The sequence below is a fragment of the Paenibacillus terricola genome (assembly GCF_014779765.1).
Taxonomy (GTDB): Bacteria; Bacillota; Bacilli; order Paenibacillales; family Paenibacillaceae; genus Paenibacillus_T; species Paenibacillus_T terricola.
The window spans coordinates 1,184,773-1,204,115 of record NZ_JACXZA010000001.1 but is presented as its reverse complement, the minus strand read 5'-3'; the positions used below and the strand labels follow the sequence as shown (position 1 = coordinate 1,204,115).

General features: G+C 53.3%; 18 protein-coding genes. 1 reads left to right on the top strand and 17 read right to left on the bottom strand.

All coding sequences use genetic code 11. The annotated features are described in order from the left end of the window. Positions 1-3: 3 nt before the first annotated feature. The 11 genes from rlmN to H8B09_RS05205 all read right to left on the bottom strand — a co-directional run bounded on the left by rlmN (position 4) and on the right by H8B09_RS05205 (position 13,501). Complete coding sequence (gene rlmN / locus H8B09_RS05255) at positions 4-1,074, bottom strand: dual-specificity RNA methyltransferase RlmN (RefSeq protein ID WP_191202374.1); 1,071 nt, start codon at positions 1,072-1,074, stop codon at positions 4-6. Positions 1,075-1,178: 104 nt separating this feature from the next. Next, positions 1,179-2,723 carry a 16S rRNA (cytosine(967)-C(5))-methyltransferase RsmB gene (gene rsmB, locus H8B09_RS05250; RefSeq protein ID WP_191202373.1) on the bottom strand — a complete coding sequence of 515 codons (1,545 nt, stop codon included), beginning with the start codon at positions 2,721-2,723 and terminating at the stop codon, positions 1,179-1,181. Then, positions 2,720-3,673, bottom strand: coding sequence for a methionyl-tRNA formyltransferase (gene fmt, locus H8B09_RS05245; protein ID WP_191202372.1), 954 nt, complete (start codon positions 3,671-3,673; stop codon positions 2,720-2,722). Before fmt ends, rsmB begins: the two co-directional genes overlap by 4 nt. 7 nt (positions 3,674-3,680) lie before the next feature. Beyond that, on the bottom strand, positions 3,681-4,178 hold the full coding sequence (def, locus tag H8B09_RS05240) for a peptide deformylase (RefSeq protein ID WP_191202371.1): 498 nt from the start codon (positions 4,176-4,178) through the stop codon (positions 3,681-3,683). Positions 4,179-4,259: 81 nt separating this feature from the next. After that, a complete protein-coding gene (priA, locus tag H8B09_RS05235; RefSeq protein ID WP_191202370.1) occupies positions 4,260-6,785 on the bottom strand; it encodes a primosomal protein N' in 2,526 nt (841 codons plus the stop codon). Then, a complete protein-coding gene (gene coaBC, locus H8B09_RS05230; protein ID WP_191202816.1) occupies positions 6,782-8,005 on the bottom strand; it encodes a bifunctional phosphopantothenoylcysteine decarboxylase/phosphopantothenate--cysteine ligase CoaBC in 1,224 nt (407 codons plus the stop codon). Before coaBC ends, priA begins: the two co-directional genes overlap by 4 nt. A gap of 135 nt (positions 8,006-8,140) precedes the next feature. Continuing rightward, a complete protein-coding gene (gene rpoZ / locus H8B09_RS05225) occupies positions 8,141-8,356 on the bottom strand; it encodes a DNA-directed RNA polymerase subunit omega (RefSeq protein ID WP_191202369.1) in 216 nt (71 codons plus the stop codon). Between the two features lie 15 nt (positions 8,357-8,371). Then, entirely contained in the window at positions 8,372-8,989 is a 618-nt protein-coding gene (gene gmk / locus H8B09_RS05220) for a guanylate kinase (RefSeq protein ID WP_191202368.1), read from the bottom strand. Between the two features lie 13 nt (positions 8,990-9,002). After that, positions 9,003-9,263 (bottom strand): extracellular matrix/biofilm regulator RemA, encoded by a 261-nt coding sequence (gene remA / locus H8B09_RS05215; protein ID WP_044479181.1) that lies wholly within the window; start codon positions 9,261-9,263, stop codon positions 9,003-9,005. A gap of 425 nt (positions 9,264-9,688) precedes the next feature. After that, positions 9,689-10,519, bottom strand: coding sequence for a diaminopimelate epimerase (gene dapF, locus H8B09_RS05210; protein WP_191202367.1), 831 nt, complete (start codon positions 10,517-10,519; stop codon positions 9,689-9,691). 189 nt (positions 10,520-10,708) lie between these two features. After that, a complete protein-coding gene (locus tag H8B09_RS05205; protein ID WP_191202366.1) occupies positions 10,709-13,501 on the bottom strand; it encodes a calcium-translocating P-type ATPase, SERCA-type in 2,793 nt (930 codons plus the stop codon). A gap of 183 nt (positions 13,502-13,684) precedes the next feature. On the opposite strand from H8B09_RS05205, the gene H8B09_RS05200 reads away from it, so the two are divergent. Next, on the top strand, positions 13,685-15,448 hold the full coding sequence (locus H8B09_RS05200) for an Rqc2 family fibronectin-binding protein (RefSeq protein WP_191202365.1): 1,764 nt from the start codon (positions 13,685-13,687) through the stop codon (positions 15,446-15,448). Between the two features lie 65 nt (positions 15,449-15,513). Here the strand turns inward: H8B09_RS05200 and H8B09_RS30845 are convergent, their stop codons facing one another. From H8B09_RS30845 to H8B09_RS05170, 6 genes are all read right to left on the bottom strand, one after another. Further along, on the bottom strand, positions 15,514-15,798 hold the full coding sequence (locus H8B09_RS30845; RefSeq protein ID WP_318152536.1) for an ATP-binding cassette domain-containing protein: 285 nt from the start codon (positions 15,796-15,798) through the stop codon (positions 15,514-15,516). 106 nt (positions 15,799-15,904) lie between these two features. Beyond that, the gene (locus tag H8B09_RS05190; protein WP_191202364.1) at positions 15,905-16,768 is read right to left on the bottom strand and encodes a PHP domain-containing protein; all 864 of its coding nucleotides are present in this window, start codon (positions 16,766-16,768) and stop codon (positions 15,905-15,907) included. Further along, positions 16,759-17,670: a selenium metabolism-associated LysR family transcriptional regulator gene (locus H8B09_RS05185; protein WP_191202363.1), complete on the bottom strand. Its 912-nt coding sequence runs from the start codon at positions 17,668-17,670 to the stop codon at positions 16,759-16,761. The genes H8B09_RS05190 and H8B09_RS05185 overlap by 10 nt, the downstream gene beginning before the upstream one ends. Positions 17,671-17,788: 118 nt before the next feature. Next, on the bottom strand, positions 17,789-18,226 hold the full coding sequence (locus tag H8B09_RS05180) for a hypothetical protein (protein ID WP_191202362.1): 438 nt from the start codon (positions 18,224-18,226) through the stop codon (positions 17,789-17,791). A 249-nt stretch (positions 18,227-18,475) separates the two neighbouring features. Beyond that, on the bottom strand, positions 18,476-18,739 hold the full coding sequence (locus tag H8B09_RS05175) for a YlbG family protein (protein WP_191202361.1): 264 nt from the start codon (positions 18,737-18,739) through the stop codon (positions 18,476-18,478). 55 nt (positions 18,740-18,794) lie between these two features. Then, entirely contained in the window at positions 18,795-19,295 is a 501-nt protein-coding gene (locus H8B09_RS05170) for a YlbF/YmcA family competence regulator (RefSeq protein ID WP_191202360.1), read from the bottom strand. Positions 19,296-19,343 lie beyond the last annotated feature (48 nt).

The following is a 19,343-nucleotide window of genomic DNA, read 5'->3' as shown; positions in this document are numbered from 1 at the left end:
GGATCACCTCGCAGTGGATTCCATATGCTTCGCCCGCAGCTGGCCGCATGCAGCCGCGATATCGTGGCCCTGCTCCCTGCGGATCGTCGCATTAATTTTGTTCCTTTCGAGAATGCGCTGGAATTCAAATATATCGTCGCGCGGTGTACGCACGTAGTTGCGTTCAGGCACGTGGTTAACCGGGATAAGGTTAACGTGGCACAACATGCCTTGCAGCACTTGCGCAAGCTCTTCTGCATGCTCAGGACGGTCGTTCACGCCGCCGATCAATGCATATTCAAACGTAATGCGGCGGCCGGTCTTCGCAATATAGTAGCGAAGCGACTCCATCACATCGTTGAACGGGAAGCGGCGGTTAACCGGCATCAGCTTCGAACGGAGCGCGTCATTCGGCGCATGGATCGAAATTGCCAGGTTAATCTGCGTATTCTCATCGGCGAAGCGATAAATGTTCGGTACGATGCCACTCGTCGAGACCGTAATATGGCGTTGACCGATATTGAGTCCCTTCTCATGAATCATAATACGCAAGAAATTCATCGTTGCGTCATAATTCTCGAACGGCTCGCCTATTCCCATAATAACAATACTCGAAATACGCTCATTAGTTGCATCAAGCAGCTGCTGCGCCCATACAACTTGTGCGACAATCTCGCCCGCTGTCAGGTCCCGCTTCAGGCCGCCAAGCGTCGAGGCACAGAACGTACAGCCGACTCGGCAGCCGACCTGCGTCGTAACGCAAATGCTGTTGCCGTAGTTATGCCGCATAACAACGGTCTCGATTGCATGATTGTCATGGAGATTGAACAGAAATTTGACCGTTCCATCCTTCGACTCGAACTTCGTAATTTCGGTAAGCGTAACGAAACCAAAATGCGATTCGAGCTTGTCACGCAGCGACTTCGGCAGGTTCGACATCTCCTCGAAGCTCCGTACGCGTTTGACATACAACCAGTCAAACAATTGTCCAGCACGAAATGCTGGTTCGCCGTTGTCCTTCATCCATTGCTGCAGCTCTTCGAGCGTATAGTCATATATGGCAGGCTTTTCCGGCGGAATAATTTTCTTTGCCATTATCGTTATCACACCTACGTCTAAAATAAGGCGGACGCGTCAATCACGCATCCGCTGATGATTTATTCTACCACAAACGTCCAACGCAGACCACAAAGGCCGAATTAGGCCCGTCTTCGAAGCGTTGCTATATAGAAACCGTCGCTTCCAACATGGCTTGGCAGCAATTGAACATCGCCGCGGAAGTCAGCGCCGACAGCGCCCGCCTCGCGAAGTGAAGCAAGCAGCTCGTCCGGCCAATTCGTATCCAGCTCATAGTCCGGATGCTGCTGGAGGAAACGATCGATCTGCCTTTCATTCTCATCGCGCTCGATCGTGCAAGTACTGTAAACTAGACGACCGCCAGGCTTCACTAGATTCGCAATCGAATCGATAAGTTGATGCTGAATCGATGCAATCGCCGCGATATCCTCTTCTGACTTCGTCCATTTGATCTCCGGCTTGCGTGCAACGACACCGAGACCCGAGCATGGCGCATCCAGCAGCACGAGATCGAAGCTCGATGGCGCGAATCGGCTGCCCAGCTCGGCCGCATCGCCTGTTACCGCTTCGATGCAGCTAAGACCAAGTCGTTCCGCTTGCTGCTCAATCAGTGCCCGCTTATGCGGATGAAGATCATTCGCTACGACTCGTCCAACGTTCCCCATCAGCTCGGCCAGATGGGTCGATTTGCCGCCCGGTGCCGCACAACAGTCGAGCACCGTCATGCCTGCCGCCGGCTGTGCAGCTTGAGCGACGAGCATCGAGCTCTCATCCTGCACGGACCAGCGGCCGTCGCGGAAGCCGATCGTATCCGCGAGGCTTCCGCCTCTGCGGGCGACGACGCCGTAAGGAGACAGCGTCGAAGCCTCCGCCTCGATGCCAGCGTCTGCAAGCATCGAGATCGCATTCTCGCGCGTCCCGCGAAGCGGATTGACGCGAATGCTGGCGCGCGGCGGCTCATTGCCGGCCGCGCAGATGCGCTCCGCCGCCGCTTCGCCATAGGCGGCGATCCAGCGGGCGGCGAGCCACTCGGGATACGAGTGGCGGAGCGCGATGCGGCGGGCGGGGCTAAGCCCTGGTTGGCCCGCCGCAGCGATCGGCGACAGCTCCTCGCGGCGCCGGATCAGGTTGCGAAGCATGCCGTTCACCATGCCTGAGATACCGGCATGTCCACGTCGCTTCGCGATTGTGACCGCTTCATTCACCGCTGCATGCGCGGGTACGCGGTCAAGGAACAAAATCTGATAAGCGCTAAGACGAAGCAGCTGCAGAACCCACGGCTCCAGCTTCGCAAGTCCTTTCGATGCCAGTTCCGCAAGCGCGTAATCGAGCGACAGCTTGCGCTGAATCGTCCCATAGACGAGCTCCGTGGCGAGCCCGGCATCCGGCCGGGACAGCTCTGCATGCTGAAGCGCCGCATTCAGCACAAGGTTGCTGAACGCTTGCTCACGCTCTACCTTAATGAGCACATCGAGCGCTACTTCGCGAGCCGTTGCAGGGCGGCGTTTGGCTGATCCGCCTTGACCGGCTGCGCCATTCGGCTTGGCGCCAGGCTTCTTGCCCGCGCCAGTGCCAGTTGCTCCTGCCGGGCGAGATTTCTTATTAAATTTATTCGCAGGGCGATTGCCGTTTCCGACGGTACTGCCGCCCGTTCTTTCCTGACTCATTGTCCGTCACCGCCGAACCGCTGTCCGCGCTCAAGTCTTGCACCCTTCAGCCATTCTGCTGCCAACATCGTACGTTTGCCTGCGGGTTGAATATCAAGCAGACGAAGCGTGCCCGCACCAGTCTGAACAACGATACCTTCTCCATCAGTGGATAGAACCGTTCCAGGCGCATATTCGCTGCTCGCTGCTGTTTCTGTACGTTCGACGACGCAGCGCCACACTTTGAAAGGCTCACCGTTCCACAACGTGAAAGCGCCTGCCATCGGCGACAATCCGCGTACTTGATTGAATATTTGGCGCGCGCTGCGGGACCAGTCGATCCGCTCGTCCTCGCGTGTCAGATTCGGTGCGTATGTCGCTTCATCGTGCGCTTGCGCTACAGCCGTAACGTTCCCCGCTTCAATCTCAGGCAGTGTACGCGCTAGCAGATCCGCACCTGCAAGACTAAGCTTCTCGAACAACGTGCCCGACGTATCCGAATCTTCGATCGGCACTTCGACACGGCTGATCATATCACCTGTATCAAGCCCTTCCGCCATATACATAATCGTAACGCCGGTAACGCTTTCCCCATTAATGATCGAACGCTGAATCGGAGCGCCGCCACGATAATGCGGCAGCAGCGAGCCGTGCACGTTAATGCAGCCAAGCGGCGGCACATCAAGCACAGCGCGCGGCAGAATTTGTCCGTAAGCAGCTGTGACGATCAGATCAGGTTTCAGCGATTCAACCAACTTAACCGCTTCCCTACTACGCATCCGCTCCGGCTGGTGAACCGGAATGCCATGGACAAGAGCAGCTTCCTTCACAGGAGGCGGCGTCAGTTCACGTTTTCTGCCCTTAGGGCGATCAGGCTGCGTGAAGACTGCGACCACTTCATGGCCGCTCTCCAATACGCGTTCAAGCGACGAGACCGCAAACGATGGGGTCCCCATAAACACGATCCTCATGTAAGACTCACTCTCCGTCCTTGCGCCGGCGCTGCTGCTGTTGTTTCGTGATATCGAATACATTCTCTGCAATATCGGTAAACAGAATGCCGTTCAAGTGGTCAACTTCGTGCTGGAACGCACGCGCCAGATAACCGACAGCGTCGACTTCAAATGGGTTGCCATTACGGTCTTGACCCGCTACTTTGACACGGTTGAACCGACTTACATCGCCGTTCAAGTTCGGAATGCTGAGGCAGCCTTCCGGTCCGTATTGTTCTCCTTCGGTGTATGTGATAACAGGGTTAACCATCTCGATCAGCCCAGTCTCATCGCCGACATCGACGACGATAACGCGCTTCGAAATACCGATTTGAGGCGCAGCAAGACCTACGCCCTCTGCGTCATACATCGTTGCTGCCATATCAGTAAGCAGTTTGTGCAGGTTCGAATTAAATTTCGTTACTTCCTTCGCAACCTCACGCAAAACTGGATCTGGATCTTTTACAATAATACGAATACCCATTAAGGTTCCCTTCTTTCTTAGATGATTACTAGTATAGGTAGTTCAAAAAGTACGCTTTTGATCGCGAACAAAGTTTTCGCTTTATAAAATCATATGAGGATCAACATCAATTCCGAACTGAACGCCGCGGCCCTCCGCCCCTTGCAGGAAAGGCTGGAGCGTCTTGTTAAGCAGGCCGGTGGCGTCGACGTTTCCACGATATTTTATCATACATTGAAAACGGTAGCGATCTTTCATACGTGCAATTGGCGATGCGACCGGCCCAAGGACGTCCAGCGCTTTCGGGCCGCTTGTGCCATCCACTCTGCCATATACGCCTGCAGCGCCTGCCGCATCCCTCAGCCGCTGAGCGAACCGCTCGCCAACATCGGTCAGCATCGGAAGCTGCTCATGGGACATCGTAATCAGAATAAGCCGGCAATAAGGCGGGTAACCCATCGCTCTGCGGTGCATCAACTCTTCCCGTACGAATGACTCATAATCATGATGTTGAGCGGTCTGGATCGCATAATGCTCCGGCGCATACGATTGAATGACAACCTCGCCTGGAAGCTCATGCCGGCCAGCTCGACCCGCCACCTGCGTCAACAGCTGGAACGTTCGTTCCGCCGAGCGGAAGTCCGGCAGGTGAAGCGAAGTATCTGCTGCAATAACGCCGACTAGCGTAACATATGGGAAATCCAGTCCCTTCGCCACCATCTGCGTGCCAAGCAGCACATCCGCTTTTCGCTCCCCGAATTGCTTCAGCCATCGCTCATGGGAGCCCTTCTCCGTTGTAGTATCGACGTCCATACGAATGACGCGAATGCCCGGGAACAGCTTCACGAGCTCTTCTTCCACACGCTGCGTTCCCGTTCCGAAGAATCGAATGTGCTCGCTCTCGCATGAAGGACATTTCGCCGGCGCACCTTCGGAATGCCCGCAATAATGACAACGAAGCAAACGTGTCTTCTGATGATACGTTAGCGAAATATCGCAATGCGGGCACATCGCCGTATAGCCGCAGGAACGGCACATGACGAAGGTCGAATAGCCGCGGCGGTTAAGCAGCAGCACCGACTGTTCCCCGCGCTCCAGCCGATCGGCTAGCGCCTCATACAGCTTGCGGCTGAACATCGAACGGTTGCCCGCTTGCAGCTCGCCTCGCATATCAACGACTTCGACCGGCGGCATTGGGCGGTCCGCAACGCGGCCTGGCATCGATAGCAGCGCAGGTGCCGCTGAAGCGCCGCTTCCGTGCGGCGAACGAACGGCAGTCGCAGCTGCGTACGATTCAAGCGACGGCGTTGCAGAACCGAGCACAACGGCAGCGCCATGCTGCCTTGCCCGCTTCACCGCGACATCTCGAGCATGATATTTAGGGCTTTCTTCTTGCTTATAGCTTGATTCGTGTTCTTCATCAATGATGATTAAGCCAATCGATTCGAATGGCGCAAATATAGCTGACCGGGCACCGACCGCTACCTGTGCGCGGCGCTCACGGATTTTGCGCCATTCGTCGTACTTCTCTCCGTGCGACAGACGGCTGTGCAGAACAGCAACCGCATCGCCGAACCGCCCCTTGAACCGCTCTACCATCTGAGGCGTTAATGATATCTCTGGAACGAGTACGATCGCCTGACGCTCCATATCGAGACATTCTTGAATCGCCTGCAAATATACTTCTGTTTTACCACTACCCGTTACGCCATGCAGAAGAAACGGCTTCGGCTCTCGAGCATGAACGGATGCCGTAATCTGTTCAAGCACCCGTGCTTGGCTTTCTGTCAGCTTCAACGGCTCTGTCTTCTTAAAAGTACGGCCTGCGTAAGGATCGCGTTCCGTCTCAACCTCACGAATGGACAACCAGCCTTTATCCGCAACCGCCTTCACCACGGAAGCCGACGACCCAGTATCTGCGAGCAGCTGCTGCATAGGCACAGCTGCGCCGACGCTCAGCATGTGCGCAAGAATATCTCGCTGCTTCGCGGCACGGGCTGGCCATTGTTCAATCGCTTCCTCCGCTTCTTCCGGATTATCCGGCGGGAAGACGGTCGACACCTTGCGGATGCTCACCTTGTCGCGAATGGCAACCTGCTCCTCGAGCAAGCCTAGACGGATCGCAGCTTTTACGTATTCGCCGGCCCCAGGAAACCGATCCCGAAGCGCATCAAGCTTCACTGCCCCGCTTCGCTTCAACCATTCCCGCATGCCTTCTGGCAGCAGCACAGCATCAGCCGCGGCTGGCTCGCTCGCTTCGAATGCTTCGCTCCAGCGGACATGCCGCTCTGCCTTGCCCTTGAGCGCAGCCGGAAGCATCGCTTGCAGCGCAGCAATCATCGTGCAGCAGTATTTGTCGCTCACCCACTCGGCAAGCTCGATCAGATCAGGACGCAGCGGCGGCAGCGGATCGAGCAGCTCAGCGACTGGCTTCAGCCGCGACCGATCAACCTCCGCTGTATCCAGCGGTGCAAGGGCGATGACGAACCCTTGCAGCACCCGTCCCGCGAATGGTACGCCTACGCGGCTTCCAGGCTCGATCCAGCCTTGAAGCTCCTGCGGCACTTCGTAATCAAATGGCCGATCCGTCTGGCGGCTCGGCACGTCTACTATGACGCGCGCGATCATTCGCGCACCTCCCCGGCCTCCATCTGTGCCATCCGTTCTGAAGCAATCAGCAATACGCGTCTGGCCGCATCGAGCTTGGACATAATCGGCAGCGCTTCTACCAAGCCGCCGCTGTCATATACGCGAATGATGTTAGTGTCGGCATTAAAACCCGCGCCTTCCTCACTCACATCATTAGCAACGAGCAGGTCTGCGCGCTTGCGCTGCAACTTATCCATCGCATAACGATCTAAGTCGCCCGTCTCTGCAGCAAAACCAATCAAATATTGCGACGTTTTCTTCTCGCCGAGCGTCTGAAGAATATCCGTAGTTTTGACCAGCTCGAGCATAATGCGATCACCGCTCTTCTTGATCTTGGACTCTGCACGCATAGCTGGACGATAATCGGCAACAGCAGCCGACTTAATGACAAGGTCCGACCCTTCGAACCGCGACAATACCGCTTGAAGCATCTGATCAGCCGATTCAACGCGAACAAGCGAGACGCCATCTGGCGCCTTCGCCGTTGTTTTCGCTGCGACTACCGTTACTTCGGCGCCGAAGTCACGAGCAGCAGCAGCGAGTGCAAACCCCATTTTGCCAGAGGAATCGTTCGTAAGATAACGTACGGGATCAAGCCGTTCGACCGTTCCTCCCGCTGTAATGAGAACCTTCTTCCCTGCAAGCGGCTTGCGCGCGTACTCGTTAAGCATATCGCTGACGATCGCCACGATCGATTCCGGCTCTGCCAGACGACCTTTCGCCACATAGCCGCAAGCGAGCTGACCCGTCTCCGGCTCAATGAAGCGCACACCGCGTTCAGCAAGCAGACGAAGGTTGTGCTGAACAGCAGGATGCTCATACATATGTACGTTCATTGCTGGAGCAACAACAACTGGACAGGTCGCCGCAAGCAGAGTCGAGCTAAGCATGTCGTCAGCAAGTCCGTATGCCATCTTCGCAATCGTATTCGCCGTTGCTGGCGCAACAAGAATAAGATCCGCGCGATCAGCAAGATCAATGTGCGTAATGACGCTCGGGTCCTTCTCATCGAAGACGCCCGTATGCACCGGATTGCGCGACAGCGCCTGCAGGGTGAGCGGCGTTATGAACTGGCTTGCACCCTCAGTCATCATGACGTGCACATCGAAGCCTGCCTGTGTCAGCTTGCTGCACAGCGCTGCGCCTTTATATGCGGCAATGCCGCCTGTGATGCCGAGTACAATCGTCTTCCCTTTCATCCGAAGATCGCTCCCTTCCGAAAACAAAAAAATAACAACCGCAATCCGGTTGTCACTTTTCTGCCGTTCTGTTCGGCCAATATAGGGCGAGTTAAGCATGCGGTATCCCCGGCAGTTCGCTCGCCTCTGCCGATCTTACTTGTTGGATGCTGGAGGCTCAACCGATTCAACCACGAGCATGTCATGGTAAATCTCTTCAAGCGCCACGCCAACCTGCTTGTGCGACTTCGCATTGCGAATTTCCGGCTTCGCGCCTTCACGCAGCATACGCGCGCGACGGGATGCCGCTACAACCAGCTTGTATTTGCTGTCTACTTTCTCGATCATTTCATCAATGGATGGATACAGCATATCCTCTCACCTCATCTATGCTTTCTCTGAAGCTGCAGGCATTTGCGGCAGCTCAGTCAACAACCGATCCGCGCGGCAGTGCTCCGCAGTAATGATACTTTGGATTCGCTGGCAGGCAGCATCGATCTCGTCATTAACGACTGCATAATCGTAATGACGAAGCAAGTTCATCTCTTCAACCGCAACTGTCATACGGTGATCGATAACGTCTGCATTCTCCGTTCCGCGGCCTGTAATGCGCGACTTCAGCTCGTCGAGCGAAGGAGGCATCAAGAATACAAATACACCCTCAGGGAACTTCTGTTTCACCTTAAGCGCGCCTTGCACTTCAATTTCAAGAATAATGTCTTTGCCTGAAGCAAGTGTCCGATCGACAAAATCACGAGGCGTGCCGTAATAATTGCCGACATACTCTGCCCATTCCAGCAGCGCGTCATTCGCGATCATATCTTGAAATTGTTCCTGCGTTTTGAAGAAATAATTGATTCCATTAATCTCGCCTTGCCGTGGGCTGCGCGTCGTAGCAGATACGGAATAAACGAGCTCCGGCATACGATGACGCAAGCTTGCGCACACCGTTCCTTTGCCAACTCCGGACGGCCCGGACAAAACGATTAATAATCCTCTTTTCATAAGACTCCCCGTACTATTCGTCATTATCGTCATCTTTGGCGGACAGACGATGTGCCACTGTTTCTGGCTGCACAGCAGACAGAATAACATGGTCGCTATCCGTAATGATGACTGCACGCGTCCGGCGACCGTATGTTGCATCAATCAACATATGACGATCCCGTGCCTCTTGGATAATTCTCTTGATCGGTGCCGATTCCGGACTGACGATCGAGATGATCCGATTGGCGGACACGATGTTGCCGAATCCGATATTGATTAGCTTAATTGCCATCTCAACTTCCCCCTCCGGTCCTTCACATGCAACTGCGTACGTATGAAAAATGCTTGCTAAGATTCGGAACGAGCAAGTCCCGGCTGCCGGACAATAGAGAGAGGTTTGGCAGAGCCCTGCACTAGTGTTGACGAATTCAGAGGCCCTCATACTCTCATACCGACATGGCAAGTGCATTGTTTATCTATTTTAAAGGATTTCTATGCATCTCACAAGCTATTTTTGTATAAATCGGCTGAATATCGGCGAAAAACAACGAAATTCGACCAAATGCTCTATTTGCGGCTTTCCATCCTCGTACGGGATGAGGAATAATCTGCAAACTCTTATGCTCGTATCAAGCTGCAGCGCCGCTTACATTCATAGAGCACGAAGAGTGGGACCGGCTTCCCGATCCCACTCTTACTTCTTAATTAATGTAGCAATTAGAGCTGGCCTGCGAACACGACTGCTGCCGGTCCTGTCATGTACACGTGATTGTCCGCCTCGTTCCATTCAATGAACAAGTCGCCGCCCTTGAGCGAAACGGTCACGTTACGGTCTGTCAGACCGTTCAGTACGGAAGATACTGCCGTTGCACAAGCGCCGGTGCCGCACGCAAGCGTTGGACCTGCGCCTCGCTCCCATACGCGCATATCCGTGTGCGAACGCGAGTTGACCGTAACGAACTCTACATTTGTTTTACGCGGGAATGTCGGATGAGTTTCAATTTTGGGTCCCCATGCCGCGAGATCGAAATTGACGGCATCCTCCACATAAATAACGCAGTGAGGGTTGCCCATCGAAACAGCCGTGAATGTGAACGTACGACCTTCTACTTCGAGACGCTGCTCGATTACGCGCTCCGCATCAATCGTCGTCGGAACCTTCAAGCCGCTCAGAATCGGTTCGCCCATGTCGACGCGTACCGTCTCTACGATGCCGTCTTTCACGTTAAGTTGTACCGGCTGAACGCCAGCGCCAAGCGTTTCAATTGTAATATCGGTGCGATCGATCAGCTTGTTGTCGTACACATATTTGGATACGCAGCGAATTGCATTGCCGCACTGCTCGGCTTCCGAACCGTCGGAGTTAATAATGCGCATGCGGAAATCCGCCTTCTCGCTTGGCAGAATATAGACAAGTCCGTCTGCTCCAATTCCGAAAAATCGGTTGCACAGCTCAATCGCCAGCTCCGATGCATTGTCAGGAAGCGCCTGCTCTCCTGCGACGACGATAAAGTCATTGCCAAGTCCGTGCATTTTCACAAATTCCATATGAATCGTTCCCTTCTGCAAGTCATCCATGCGGCCGCTTACGTTGCAGCCACCGTCATTTTGGTACTAGCATAATGGAAAAGCAGGTCGAAACTCCATTCTCTAATTGCACATTCATTTGCACTATTCCGCTATAAGTTATGAAGCAGCAACAGCCTCCTGCCAAGGTTGCAGGAGGCTGTGAGCTTATTATCTTGCTGTAGAATGCTTGCTCGATGCGCTCCACTTCGCTTTTGGCTTTTTCCGACCGGAGCTGAGTACGCTGCCGATGCCCATTACGAAGGTCGGAACGCCCGCAGCAACAAACACGAGACACCATTCGCGGAAGTCGAGCGGCACTGTCTTGAATACCGGCTGAAGCGGCTTCAGATACAATACGCCCAGCATCAGGATGAGCGAAGAGAGTACAGCGAACACGAGATATTTGTTCTGCAGCAGATTGCGATGGAAGATCGACCGAGAGCTGCGGCAGTCGAATACATGGATGAGCTGCGCAAGCACGAGTGTTGCGAAGGCGACCGTCTGCGCAAGCACAAGCTGGCTCGCATCCCCTGGAGCTTTGGACAAGGTAAGCCAGAAGGCGCCAAGCGTACAGACGCCGATCAGAATGCCTCGGCTAATAATTTTCCAACCTAACCGCCGTGCAAAAATACTTTCACTCGCTGACCGCGGTTTCATCTTCATCAGATCTTTCTCCGCCTGATCAACACCAAGCGCCATGGCAGGCAGACCATCGGTTACAAGGTTCACCCATAAGATTTGAATTGGAATAAGCGGCAGCGGCAGCCCAGCCATCATCGCAAGGAACATGGTCAGAATCTCGCCAACGTTCGAGGCGAGCAGGTAACGGATGAATTTGCGGATATTCTCATAGATGTTCCGTCCCTCTTCAATCGCCGCTACAATCGTTGCAAAATTGTCGTCGCTTAGGATAAGCGCGGATGCTTCTTTCGAAACGTCGGTTCCCGAGATGCCCATCGCAATGCCGATATCGGATGCCTTGATCGCCGGTGCGTCATTGACGCCATCACCGGTCATTGCAACGACATGCCCCTGCCGCTGCAGCGACTTCACGATACGCAGCTTATGCTCTGGCGAGACGCGTGCATATACATAGATGTTATCTGACAGACGATCGAGTTGTTCATCATCCATCTGCGACAGATCGCGGCCGCTCATTGCGATACCTCCGCGCGGCATAATGCCGAGCTGGTTCGCAATCGCTTCAGCAGTAAGCTGATGGTCGCCCGTAATCATGACTGTCTTAATGCCCGCGCGGCGGCAAGTCGCAATCGCTTCACGCACCTCTTTGCGAGGCGGATCAATCATACCGGTCAGCCCGGCAAATACAAGCTGCGACTCTGCTTCCTCCGTCGTCTCGCAGCGATCATGCGAACGCAAGTCCCGATATGCGAAGCCGAGCACGCGCAGCGCGGAGCCTGCCATTTTCTCCGAGGCCTCTGCGACTTTGCGCTTGAGCGTGGCAGTGAACGGCATCACTTTGTCGTCCCACAGCACATATGCGCATTGTTCCATGAGCAAATCAGGCGCACCCTTGGCGCATACGAGCCTGCCGCCTTGGTGCGAGACGATCACTGACATCCGTTTGCGTTCAGAGTCGAACGGGAACTCGGTCACCCGCTTATAAAGCGGCTCAAGCGACTTCGAAGACATCCCCAGCTTGGACGCGAGTACGGATAATGCGCCTTCTGTAGGATCGCCCTTCAGCTGCCATTCTTCCTTGCGCTCTGCGCCTTTCTTCCGCTTGTTGTCCTTGTCTTCTGTTTCTACAGACCGAACGACCTCAGCGTTGTTGCACAATGCGGCAATTTGCAGCAATCGTCTAAGCGATTGGTCATGTTTCGGATCAACAGGCTTGCCATGCTCGTACGCTTCGCCGACAGGGTCATATCCTTCGCCAGTGATTTCGATCGCCCGTCCGCTGAGCCAAATGCCTGTGACGGTCATTTTGTTCTGCGTCAGGGTACCTGTTTTATCCGAGCAAATAACAGACGCACAGCCCAATGTCTCGACGGAAGGAAGCTTGCGGACGATTGCTTTGCGCTTGATCATCCGCTGCACGCCGAGCGCCAGCGCGATCGTAACGATAGCAGGCAGCCCTTCCGGGATTGCCGCGACCGCAAGGCTCACCCCGGCGAGGAACATGCCGTAGGCAGGCTGTCCATGCATGATGCCTGCGATGACGACGACGATAGTCAAAGCTACTGCGACGATAATCAATATTTTGCCAAGCTGCTCCAGCCGCCGTTGAAGCGGGGTTTCCATTTCTTCGGTCTTCTGAATGAGGTCCGCAATGCGCCCCATCTCCGTGTCCATCCCCGTTCGGATGACAACCCCTTTGCCTGTCCCGCCTGTGAGCATCGTGCCCATGAAGCCAATGTTACGCTGATCGCCCAGCGGCAGTTCTTCTTCTGTAATCGGATCCGCGTGTTTGCCAACCGGGACGGATTCGCCAGTTAGCGCGGACTCCTCCGCATAACAGCTGTTCGCTTGAATGAATCGAATATCGGCAGGAACGCGGTCCCCGCTCTCCAACATGATCAAATCGCCAGGCACCAATTCACTTGCAGGCACAATATCGGTGCTTCCGTCACGAACGACCTTCGCTGTTGGTGCCGACAGTGCCTTCAGCGCACGCAGCGAACGCTCGGCCCGAAACTCTTGTACGAAGCCAAGAACAGCATTCAGCACGATAATGGCAACAATCGTAATAGCATCAAGGAACTCGCCGAGCAAGCCGGAAATGAGCGTAGCGCCCATTAAGACGAGCACCATGAAATCTTTGAATTGATTCAAAAACAATAACAGCGGTGAAATTCGAGCCCCTTCTGACAGTTCATTGTGGCCATACTGCCTCAGCCTTTCCTCCGCTGTCGCCTTTGTCAACCCGCGAGCTGTATCGCAGCTTAACGATTGCTCCAGCGTCTCTGTTGGCAATTGATGCCATCTGTTCTGATCCATGCGAATAATCTCCCTCCCGCGATAAGCCGAATCGCCAACAATGCCTTTGCACAGGCGGACAGCCTTCCTGCCTCCAATCTATTCGGACAAACCGCAAATTATCCCAGTCCAGGGCTTAAGTTTTTCGCTTGACTATGGCATGATAGGAGGAAGACGCTAGAGCTAAAGGAGATTTCAACTACTATGTCAATGGACGGCATCGTTATTCGAGCTGTTGTGCACGAGCTTCAATCGTGTGTAGGCAGCCGCATTCATAAAATTCATCAACCGACCCCGCATGATCTTGTGGTACAAATTCGCGGAGGAGCAACGCCAGGCAAGCTGCTCTTGTCCGCCAACCCAACGTATCCGCGCGTGCATTGGACGGACGCTTCCTTCGTTAATCCGCAGGAAGCGCCAATGTTCTGCATGCTGATGCGCAAATATTGCGAAGGCGCAGTCATTGAATCCATTACGCAGCCCGGCAGAGAGCGCGTCATTCATATCGACGTTCGCCAACGCGACGAGCTGGGCGATCTATCGTTCAAACGGATCGTCATCGAAATTATGGGACGGCACAGCAACATTATTCTGCTGGATCCTTCAACGGGGACGATTCACGATGGCATCCATCACGTAACGCCTGCGCTCAGCAGCTATCGTGTTGTTATGCCTGGCGCAGCGTATACGACGCCACCTGAGCAGCATAAAGCTGATCCCATTCATGCAACTACGGAAGAGGCATTCCGTGCAGCATGGGATCAGGCAGAAGGCACTGAAGCGCCGGACAAACGACTTGTCGCTTCATTCGGCGGCATTAGCCCTCTTCTTGCAGGCGAGATCGTACACCGAGCATCCGCGGCGGAAACGGTGCAAGACGCTGCTGCTCTAACGCCTTCCGCGTTATGGCATGCGTTCAACGAGATGATGAATACATTCCGTGCCGACCGCTATTCGCCGAACATCGTAACGGAAACGCGCAGCGGCAAGTCGTATTTCTCTGTCACCGAGCTTACGAGGTATGAAGGCGAAGCTGCTCGCTTCGACTCGATAAGCGCTTGCCTTGAAGCCTATTACGGCGACAAAGCCGAACGCGATACCGTCAAGCAGCGTGCATCTGACTTGCTCAAATTCGTAGTGAATGAGATTGCGAAGAACAAGATCAAGCTGGAGAAGCTGAAGGAAACGATCGAAGAAGCCAAAGGCGCCGACCGCTACCGCGTACTGGGCGAGTTGTTAACCGCCTACATGCATTCGATCAGCAAAGGCGACACCGCAATCGAAGTCATTAACTATTATGACGAAGAACAGCAGCCGATTACGATTGAGCTTGATCCGCTCATGACGCCATCGGATAATGCGCAGCGTTATTTCCGCAAATATAACAAGCAGAAGAACAGTCTGCTCGCTGTCGAAGAGCAGATTAAGATTACCGAAGAGGAAACGGCTTATTTCGAGCAGGTTTTGCTGCAATTGCAGACGGCAGCACTTCAAGATTTGCAGGAAATTCGCGACGAGCTGGTGGAAGGTCAATATTTGCGTGATCGCGGCAGCAAGAAGGGCGGAAAGAAGAAGAAACCGACGAAACCTTCGCTTCTCTGTTATACGTCCTCAGAGGGCATTCCGATCTACGTAGGCAAGAACAATACGCAGAACGAATATTTGACGAACAAGCTGGCCTCCTCGTCCGACACATGGCTCCATACGAAGGATATTCCGGGCTCCCACGTCGTCATTCGCAGTGAAAGCTTCGGCGACACAACGCTGCAGGAAGCAGCCATGTTAGCTGCCTTCTTCAGCCAGGCGCGAGAGTCCAGCCAAGTGCCGGTTGATACGACGCTGATCCGCAACGTGCGTAAGCCGAATGGCGCGAAGCCGGGCTTCGTCATCTACGACAAGCAGAAGACAATCTTCATCACGCCAGATGAACAGCATATTCGCTCGCTGCCGTCCGTCATTAAGAATTAACGATACGCCAACGCTACAATAAGGATGAACAGAGCTTTACACTCTGCTCATCCTTTTTTTCGCACCTAATTCCTAACATCGTGCAGCGTTAAATAGAAAAGCCGTCCGATGCGACAGGTGCCGGTTGGTTCGCCATCGAATCGAACGGATCCATGGCTCGCCGCTTCTAAGCCGGCAATCCGAAGCAGAGTGCTTTTGCCGCAACCGCTTCTGCCTACCACACCTAGAAATTGCCCCGAAGGGATGGATAAATTCAATCTTTGAAGAACAGTCAGCTCGCCAAACTGAACACTTGCTCCTTGAATATCGATCCGTATGCCGCCTTCCGGCTCGCTCTTTCGATATTCCAACCTGTCAACTATGAATTATAGAGTACGTCCCCATTTCGGAATAAAAAAAGGCAAGCGCGGCCTGTTATTCAGCCAACGCTTGCCCTTACCCATATTTGATTATTCACTACCCGCGAGTGATAAACTGCTTCAATTGTTCCACTACGCTTATATCTACCGATCTGCCGCCCAGCGGGCCATGAAACACAACGCCGCGTTTCTCACCGTGGAAGTCCGACCCGCCAGTCATCACAAGTCCGTAACGTTCCGCCATAGCAGAATACCGCTGCTCATCTTCAGTGCTATGATCGGAATGATACACTTCAATGCCATGTACCCCATGTTTGACGATCTCTTCTACGATTGCATCGTCGCCATACAACCCCGGATGAGCGATTACACACACACCTCCAGCCTCACGAATCCAATCGACTGCCTCTATAGGGGTTGGCCTCGGCGGGTTGCAATAAGCAGCACCATGTTCACCTAGGTAACGGTCGAAAGCTTCTTTCATATCCGCAACGGCACCTCGTTCGATCAACGCCTCTGCAAGATGAGGCCGTCCGATCTGTTCGGCGCTATCCGCCTTCTTCCCGTTCCGCCGGGCGATCGATAGAACCTCTTCGAGTGTAATCGCAATCCCAAGCTCTTGCAGTTTCTCAATCATCATCAGATTGCGCCGGCCGCGAAAGCTCTGCTGTATCTTAATCCGTTCCTGCCACTTAACATCGTTCGTATCGCACCAGTAACCTAGAATATGAATGTCTCGGCCACTCATCGCCGTACTCAGCTCTATGCCAGGCATCACTTGGATGCCGATGCGGCTGCCTTCTGCCACTGCTTCCGCGCAGCCAGCCATCGTATCATGATCCGTTAATGCAACAGCTGCCAATCCCGCTTCCTTCGCCAGTCTAACGACAACAGCCGGCGCATTCGTCCCATCCGATGCTGTCGAATGAGCATGAAGATCTGCCCGTTCCCTTACAACCATTGCTTCAGATCCCTCTCCCGCAAAAAAGTTAAGAACGTCACTGCAGATATCGGCAGCAGCGCTGATTTCAGATGAATGGAATAAAAATGCCGTCTAAAGTTAACGTCAGCAAGCGGGACAACCCGTATTAATCCAAGCGCCACTTCGTGCTTGATTGACGATTTGGAAACAATCGAGATGCCGACGCCTGCCTCCACTGCTGATTTCACCGCTCCTGTACTACCAAGCTCCATTACAATTTCAAGCGAGTTCGGATCAATATCCTGATTCCGCAGCTGATCCTCCATAACGAGACGCGTACCAGAGCCCTGCTCGCGCACGACGAACGGATGCTTCACCGCGTCAGCCAACGTCACCTTCTCCATCGATGCAAGCGGATGGTTCGGCGCCACGATAAGAACGAGCTCATCGCTAAGAACCTTGTCCATCTGCATGTCTGCATGGCTGACCGGCGCTTCGATAAGTCCGAAATTAAGTTGATTATTCATAATATCTTCTATGATTTGGGCGGTGTTCATGACCTTCATACTGATCGAGATATGCGGAAACTCCAAACCGAATGGCCCCAGCAGCCTTGGCAAAATATATTCACCGATCGTTAAGCTCGCTCCCAACTGCAGGCGACCTTTGAGCTTGGTCGTAAAATTAGACATCGCTTGATCCGTCTCTCGAATCAACTCGAGACTTCGCTGCGCATACGGAAGCAGTGCGCGACCCGCTTCGGTCAAATCAATCCGTTTCGTCGAGCGCTGCAGCAGCTTGGTGCCGAAGTAATCCTCAAGCGATTGAACCTGCATTGTAACTGCCGGCTGCGTCATATGAAGCGCTTGCGCTGCGGCAGAGAAGCTGCCTTTCTCCGCTACGGTGAAGAAAATGTGTAATTGATGAAAGTTTAACGCCATAATCCGTCGTTCCTGCCTTCCCGATAGTGGCTATATCTTTCTATTATACCGCAAACGACCAGCGGTTACCGCAAATAAAAAGAAGCGCCGCCGGGCGCTTCTTCTGACTGCCGATTCATTATTTTCTCTTCCTGCTGTTCTTAATCAGCGTCATTCGGCGAGAATGACGAAGCCATGAGTAATAAGATTTCAAGTCACGAAGCTCAATGGTCTCCGACATCCGACCTAAGAACGTGACAACAATCATCTTATGAAGTGGATTACCAATCAAATCCTTTTCTTTCTCCAGCTCCGCGAATTCAGCGACAAATACGAGATCATCATCAATTAAGTATACGTCCTGCTCGTTGCGATAATAGGAAGCAACACGTCCTTGCTTCAAACATTGCCACATAAACTCGGCGATATCGGCGAAGCCGGTCTTACTGCTCTCAACGCGATCCATCCAACGACTCTTGGCGTGATTAGTAATTACGATGTCAGCGACCTTCTTATCAGCCAATTCCACATAAAATGGTTCGTAAGTACTCCATCTCTCGGTTAACTTGTCTCTCATCCCGACTCACCCCTCCCCGGGAAGCAGGCCTTTGTAACTATAAGTATGCACGCTTCCATTCTATCATTCCGTGTCGATATTTCAACATAAAAATAAGTCGGAGCCAATATTGTTATAAAATGTATTACTTATGAATTAAGTATACCACATATAATTCGCTTCGTTAAAATTAAAAATGTATAAAAAAATTCTCTGCGCCTTCCGTTTGGAACAGCGGTACGCAGAGAATTCTCTTGTTATTTATACACGCTAAAGACTGTAGGTACGAGTCTTGTCCGGCACTTTGCTCGTATACTCCGTCTTCAGTTCATTGCGGTAGGACCGCTCAAGCTTGCGTACAAAAGGAAGACGAGCAATATTACGCGATGTTTCCTCAGCACGATCCGCATCCACATACATCACGACATAGTGCATCTTCCTAGACATATAATGCACAGTGCCGTATTTATCCAACGAACGGGCCGCCTTCAAATCCGACACCCATATGATATAACCGGTACGTTCCGACAACATGACGACCTTCCCCCTCTATCTCCGCCTGCCCCATGAGCGTTATTGATACTTCCGATTATCCGCAGCCGCCGCTTCCACAACCGCACGAACCGCCGCCGCCGCATCCGCTTCCTTTTGGATTCGGATCGTTGCTCGGCACCTTCACCGTCTCGGAAACAGAATCGGCGATCAACCGTGATACGTCATAGAGCATGGTGTCTACAACCTGTTCAGCGGCCTTGAAGCTTCGCACTGCCTCGAATGTATTCAGATGCGCTTGCGCCTCGCGAACGCGATCCTTGGCTGCATGATAATCCGGATGGAATCGGCCGAACCGCTCACAGTCTTGGAACTGTTCCTTCGCCTTCTCCAGCAGTTTGACGCCAACCTGAACTTCGGCATCTTGATCAACAACGGATTTCCAATATAAATAATCGGCGACTTCAGCCGACTGGTTAATCATCTCGCCTAATTCATAGGCCCTAAGAACTATATCGGTCATATCTAGATCCGACATGAACTCAGCATCAGCATAGGAGATTGAATCCAATTCAAATCGCTCTTCAACCGTTGGCATCCATACACCTTCTCTCCTGTAAAAATGTTCGATCCTCTTTACTATACC

What these genes read in the sequence shown, in the direction of transcription:
- rlmN (WP_191202374.1), bottom strand. Translation starts at nt 1,074, where the DNA reads ATGGCAAAGAAAATTATTCCGCCGGAAAAGCCTGCCATATATGACTAT.
- rsmB (WP_191202373.1), bottom strand. Translation starts at nt 2,723, where the DNA reads ATGAGTCAGGAAAGAACGGGCGGCAGTACCGTCGGAAACGGCAATCGC.
- fmt (WP_191202372.1), bottom strand. Translation starts at nt 3,673, where the DNA reads ATGAGGATCGTGTTTATGGGGACCCCATCGTTTGCGGTCTCGTCGCTT.
- def (WP_191202371.1), bottom strand. Translation starts at nt 4,178, where the DNA reads ATGGGTATTCGTATTATTGTAAAAGATCCAGATCCAGTTTTGCGTGAG.
- priA (WP_191202370.1), bottom strand. Translation starts at nt 6,785, where the DNA reads ATGATCGCGCGCGTCATAGTAGACGTGCCGAGCCGCCAGACGGATCGG.
- coaBC (WP_191202816.1), bottom strand. Translation starts at nt 8,005, where the DNA reads ATGAAAGGGAAGACGATTGTACTCGGCATCACAGGCGGCATTGCCGCA.
- rpoZ (WP_191202369.1), bottom strand. Translation starts at nt 8,356, where the DNA reads ATGCTGTATCCATCCATTGATGAAATGATCGAGAAAGTAGACAGCAAA.
- gmk (WP_191202368.1), bottom strand. Translation starts at nt 8,989, where the DNA reads ATGAAAAGAGGATTATTAATCGTTTTGTCCGGGCCGTCCGGAGTTGGC.
- remA (WP_044479181.1), bottom strand. Translation starts at nt 9,263, where the DNA reads ATGGCAATTAAGCTAATCAATATCGGATTCGGCAACATCGTGTCCGCC.
- dapF (WP_191202367.1), bottom strand. Translation starts at nt 10,519, where the DNA reads ATGGAATTTGTGAAAATGCACGGACTTGGCAATGACTTTATCGTCGTC.
- H8B09_RS05205 (WP_191202366.1), bottom strand. Translation starts at nt 13,501, where the DNA reads ATGGATCAGAACAGATGGCATCAATTGCCAACAGAGACGCTGGAGCAA.
- H8B09_RS05200 (WP_191202365.1), top strand. Translation starts at nt 13,685, where the DNA reads ATGTCAATGGACGGCATCGTTATTCGAGCTGTTGTGCACGAGCTTCAA.
- H8B09_RS05190 (WP_191202364.1), bottom strand. Translation starts at nt 16,768, where the DNA reads ATGGTTGTAAGGGAACGGGCAGATCTTCATGCTCATTCGACAGCATCG.
- H8B09_RS05185 (WP_191202363.1), bottom strand. Translation starts at nt 17,670, where the DNA reads ATGGCGTTAAACTTTCATCAATTACACATTTTCTTCACCGTAGCGGAG.
- H8B09_RS05180 (WP_191202362.1), bottom strand. Translation starts at nt 18,226, where the DNA reads ATGAGAGACAAGTTAACCGAGAGATGGAGTACTTACGAACCATTTTAT.
- H8B09_RS05175 (WP_191202361.1), bottom strand. Translation starts at nt 18,739, where the DNA reads ATGTTGTCGGAACGTACCGGTTATATCATATGGGTGTCGGATTTGAAG.
- H8B09_RS05170 (WP_191202360.1), bottom strand. Translation starts at nt 19,295, where the DNA reads ATGCCAACGGTTGAAGAGCGATTTGAATTGGATTCAATCTCCTATGCT.